Below are 4920 nucleotides of genomic sequence, written 5' to 3' on the forward strand. Positions count from 1 at the left end.
CTTCCTATCTGGGGTGTGGTTCGGGGGCTGGGCGCCGACGCCGCCCTCCGCGCCACCCCACCGTACCGGGGGCCGTGGGGGCCGCGGGCCCCGCCCCCGCCCGGGGCCACGCCCCTGACCTGGCCCCCCCCTGCGCGACACCGCCGTCACGCCCGGCTGACGCGCACCGGCCTCGGGACCCTCCCCCTCCCTCCGGCCGGGCGGCGCGTCCCACGTCCCCGCACGGGCGGGTCCGCTGGCAGGGTGGGTCGGGCTGACCGATTCTGTAGACAGCCAGGCAGGAGTACGGGCACCCAGGGACAGGCGGTGGAACCGTGTCGGACACCGAAGGGCCGGTCCCGCCGGAGCACGCCCTGGAGCAGTCCCTGCTCGACGCCCTCTTCCAGCAGACCGCCCAGCGCGTCTACGTGCTGGACACGGACCTGCTCATCCGGCGGGCCGGAGTGACGGCGCCGGTCCCGGCGTCACGGTTCACCGACGTCTACCGCGTGGACACCAGGGAAGGGCTCGAGACCCTGCTGGCGCGTGCCCTGCGGGAGGAGGTGGCCGTGCCGTGGGTGGACGTGTGGGAGACCGCCGGCCCGAGCACGTGGCCCACGCCTCCCCTGTCGCTGTTCCTCCAGCCCCTGCGCCACGGCTCGGGACGGTTGCTGGGGCTGCTCGCCCTGGTGGCCGACCGGGTCCTCGTGGACGGTGTCGACGCCCTGGCCAGTGGGACCGCGGACGCCCGCCGCCAGATCGGGGAGTCCCTGGACCTGGCGGAGACGTGCGCGAGCCTCGCCGCCGCTGCCACGACGTTCGCCGACGCCGCCGTCGTGGAACTCGTCGACGACGTACTGCGGGGCGGGGATCCGCCGGTCGCGCCGCTCGACCCCGCCGTGCCCCTGCGGCGGACCGCCATGCTGGGACCAGCGCACCGGAAGGACGACGAGGACGAATTCCGCGGGCGCATCCTGCTCCTGCCCGCGGCCACCCCGCACGCCCGCGCGCTCTCCGACCTGCAGCCGCGCATGGCCGCGGTGGGGCCCGACACGCCGTGGCTCGCCACCGCGCCGGCGCACGCCGAACTCGTCACGACGGCCGCCGCGCACTCCCTCCTCGCCGTTCCGCTCACCCTGCGCGGGACGGTCCTCGGCATCCTCAGCCTCTACCGCTGCGAGGGGTCGGCCCCCTTCACGACACCCGACAGGAGGCAGGCGGTCCTGCTCGCCGGGCAGGCGGCCCTGGCACTGGACAACGCGCGGCGCTACCAGCGGGACCACACCATCGCCTCCACCCTCCAGCGCCGGCTGCTGCCCCAGTCGGACACCCGTGCTCCCGGCCTGGAGACGGCCCACGCCTATCTCCCCGGGCACTCCAGCGGCAGCTGGTACGACACCATCCCGCTGTCCGGAGCCCGCACCGCCCTGATCGTCGGCCGGGTCCTGGGCCACGGCATCCACGCGGCCACCACCATGGGGCAGCTGAGGACGGCGACGCGTGCCCTGGCCGCCCTCGACCTGCCGCCGGACGAACTCCTCGCCCGGCTCTCCGACACGGCCGCCCAACTGGCCGCGGAACGGGCCGCCCTGCCCGTGGGGGACTCGCTGCACACCCAGCCGCTCGCCGCGACGTGCCTCTACGCCGTCTTCGACCCCTTCACCGGCCTGTGCACGATGGCGTGCGCCGGCCACCGGCCGCCCCTGCTGATGCGGGCCGACCGCGACGACGTCACGGCCCCGCTCCACGACGGGGCGCCGCTCGGCTCTCCCGGCTCCGCCCCCTTCCCCGTCACCACCCTGGATCTGAGCGACGGCTCCGTGCTCGCGATGCTGAGCGGGGGCATCTCGTCGGCACCCCCGCACCGGCCGGCTCCCTCCCACGGCCTCCCGGCCCTCCAGGAACTCTGCGACCAGCTCGTCTTCGCCTTCTCCGGCCAGGAGCAGTACGACGGCTCGGTGCTGCTCCTGGCCCGGGCGGCCGAGCTCCCCGGGACGGCGCACGTCACGGAGGAGCTGCCCCACACCCAGCAGGCGCCCTCCCTCGCGCGCCGCACGGTCCGCCGGCACCTGGACCGGTGGGCCGTCGCCCCGGACGTCGCCGACGCGGTCGAGCTCGCCGTCAGCGAGCTGGTCACCAACGCCGTGCGCCACGGCTCCCCGCCCCTGGCCCTGCGCCTGATCCGGACCGACTCCCTGACCGTCGAGGTCAGCGACAGCAGCCCCTCCGCTCCGCACCTGCGGCACGCGCGCGCGGTCGACGAGGGGGGCCGCGGTCTCTTCATCACCTCCCAGCTCTCCACCCGGTGGGGCACGCGCTACGCCCATCCGAGGAAGACCATCTGGGCGGAGCTGCCGCTCGACCCCGCCGCCCGGAGTTGACGCGAGGCCGGCACCCATCGCCGGGTCAGGCGGTGAAGAGCGGCTGTACGGGGTACGGAGGGCGTCATGGCTGAAGTGATACAGGCAGGTCTGTGGGGACTGGTGGCCGGTTCGGCGCTCCTCGTCGGCGCCGCGGCCGGTTTCGCCGTGCGGGTGCCGCAGTGGGTGATCGCGACCGTCATGGCCTTCGGTGCGGGGGTGCTGATCTCCGCCGTCTCCTTCGAACTGGTCTCGGAGGCGTACGACCAGGCGGGGCTGGCACCCGCCGCCGTCGGAACGCTCGGCGGCGCGGTGGCCTACACCCTGGGAAATCTGTGGCTGGCCCGCCGCGGGGCGCGCCACCGCAAGCGGTCCGGCCACGGGCAGGCCCAGCCCTCGGACAGCGAGCAGGGCGGCTCCGGCGCGGCGCTCGCGCTCGGGGCGCTGCTCGACGGTGTGCCGGAATCCGCCGTCATCGGGGTGAGCCTCCTCGACGGCGGTGCCGTGAGTCTGGTGACCGTGGCGGCCGTCTTCATCAGCAACGTGCCGGAAGGACTGTCCAGTGCGGCGGGCATGAGGAAGGCCGGCCGCGGCGGGGCGTACGTCTTCGGCGTGTGGGGGGCGATCGCGGCCACGTGCGCCGTCTCCGCGGTCCTCGGGTACAGCGTCGTCGGCGACTTCTCACCGGCCGTGATCGCCGCGGTCACCGCCGTCGCCGCGGGCGCGATCCTCGCGATGATCGCGGACACGATGATCCCCGAGGCCTTCGAGGACACGCACCTCGCCATGGGCCTGATCATCGTCAGCGGTTTCCTGGTGTCCTTCGCCCTCTCCCACGCCTGACCGGCCGCGGTCGCCGGGAGCCGGCACCGCCCTCCTCCCGGCATCCGGGCCGCCGGGGTGCCGCGTCCGGACGGGCGGCAAAGCGCGGGCGGGACCGTCCTGATCACCGGAGAACCGAGGGAGCTAACATATGAGCACCGCCTAGCTCGAAAGATGGACCTGTGACTGTCAACGAAGACGCGTTCACGAACTGGAAGACCCGCGAGGAGATCGCGGAGTCGATGATCCCGATCATCGGCAAGCTGCACCGGGAGCGGGACGTCACGGTCCTCCTCCACAGCCGGTCCCTGGTGAACAGGTCGGTGGTCAGCATCCTGAAGATCCACCGGTTCGCCCGCCAGATAGCCGGGGAGGAACTCTCGGTCACCCAGACGCTGCCCTTCCTGCAGGCCCTCACCACCCTCGACCTCGGCCCCGCGCAGATCGACATCGGCATGCTCGCCGCCACCTACCGGACCGACGGCCGCGGGCTGTCCGTCGCGGAGTTCACCGCGGAGGCCGTCGCCGGGGCGACGGGCGACAACAAGATCGAGCGCAGCGAGCCGCGTGACGTCGTGCTCTACGGGTTCGGCCGCATCGGCCGCCTCGTCGCCCGCCTGCTCATCGAGAAGGCGGGCTCCGGCAACGGCCTGCGGCTGCGCGCCGTCGTCGTCCGCAGGGCCGCAGGCCAGGACCTGGTCAAGCGCGCCTCGCTGCTGCGGCGCGACTCGATCCACGGCCAGTTCCAGGGCACGATCACCGTCGACGAGGCCAACGAGCGGATCATCGCCAACGGCAACGAGATCAAGGTGATCTACTCCGACGACCCCACCTCGGTGGACTACACGGAGTACGGCATCAAGAACGCCATCCTCATCGACAACACCGGCCGGTGGCGCGACCGCGAGGGACTGTCCCAGCACCTTCGGCCCGGCATCGCCAAGGTCGTCCTGACCGCGCCGGGCAAGGGGGACGTCCCCAACATCGTGCACGGCGTCAACCACGACACGATCAAGCCGGACGAGCAGATCCTGTCCTGCGCCTCGTGCACGACCAACGCGATCGTGCCGCCGCTGAAGGCGATGGACGACGAGTACGGCGTGCTGCGCGGCCACGTGGAGACCGTCCACTCGTTCACCAACGACCAGAACCTGCTGGACAACTACCACCCGTCCGACCGCCGCGGCCGCTCGGCGCCGCTGAACATGGTCATCACCGAGACCGGCGCGGCCTCCGCCGTCGCCAAGGCGCTGCCCGACCTCGACGCCACCATCACCGGCAGCTCGATCCGCGTCCCCGTTCCGGACGTGTCGATCGCGATCCTCAACCTCCAGCTGGGCCGCGGGACCACCCGCGAGGAGGTCCTCGGATACCTCCGCAACGTGTCCCTGACCTCACCGCTCAAGCGCCAGATCGACTTCATCAGCGCCCCCGACGCGGTCTCCAGCGACTTCATCGGCTCGCGCCACGCCTCGATCGTCGACGCCGGGGCCACCAAGGTCGAGGGGGACAACGCGATCCTCTACCTCTGGTACGACAACGAGTTCGGCTACTCCTGCCAGGTCATCCGGGTCGTCCAGCACGTGTCGGGTGTGGAGTACCCCACCTACCCGGCTCCGGCGGCCTGATCCCGCGCGCCGCCCTGCCGGCCCGGCCCGCGGGGGCCGGCGGTCCCGCACGGGTCGAGCGGCCGTGGCGGGGGCCCCAGGCGGGGGGGGTCCCCCGGGCTGGGGGGGGGGGAGGCCCCCGGGGTGCGTGG

3 protein-coding genes are annotated in these 4920 nt (G+C 73.3%); all 3 read left to right on the forward strand.

Annotated features, from left to right (window positions below; all coding sequences use genetic code 11):
* Positions 1 to 314: 314 nt before the first annotated feature.
* The 3 genes from ABZ371_RS28950 to ABZ371_RS28960 all read left to right on the forward strand — a co-directional run bounded on the left by ABZ371_RS28950 (position 315) and on the right by ABZ371_RS28960 (position 4789).
* Positions 315 to 2360: an ATP-binding SpoIIE family protein phosphatase gene (locus ABZ371_RS28950; RefSeq protein WP_358685040.1), complete on the forward strand. Its 2046-nt coding sequence runs from the start codon at positions 315 to 317 to the stop codon at positions 2358 to 2360.
* A gap of 66 nt (positions 2361 to 2426) precedes the next feature.
* Entirely contained in the window at positions 2427 to 3182 is a 756-nt protein-coding gene (locus tag ABZ371_RS28955) for a ZIP family zinc transporter (protein ID WP_358685043.1), read from the forward strand.
* Positions 3183 to 3343: 161 nt separating this feature from the next.
* Positions 3344 to 4789, forward strand: coding sequence for a glyceraldehyde-3-phosphate dehydrogenase (locus ABZ371_RS28960; protein WP_358685046.1), 1446 nt, complete (start codon positions 3344 to 3346; stop codon positions 4787 to 4789).
* Positions 4790 to 4920 lie beyond the last annotated feature (131 nt).

This window comes from Streptomyces sp. NPDC005899, assembly GCF_040629645.1.
Classification (GTDB): Bacteria; Actinomycetota; Actinomycetes; order Streptomycetales; family Streptomycetaceae; genus Streptomyces.

Coding starts and splice junctions, on each gene's coding strand:
- ABZ371_RS28955 (WP_358685043.1), top strand. CDS start 2,427: ATGGCTGAAGTGATACAGGCAGGTCTGTGGGGACTGGTGGCCGGTTCG.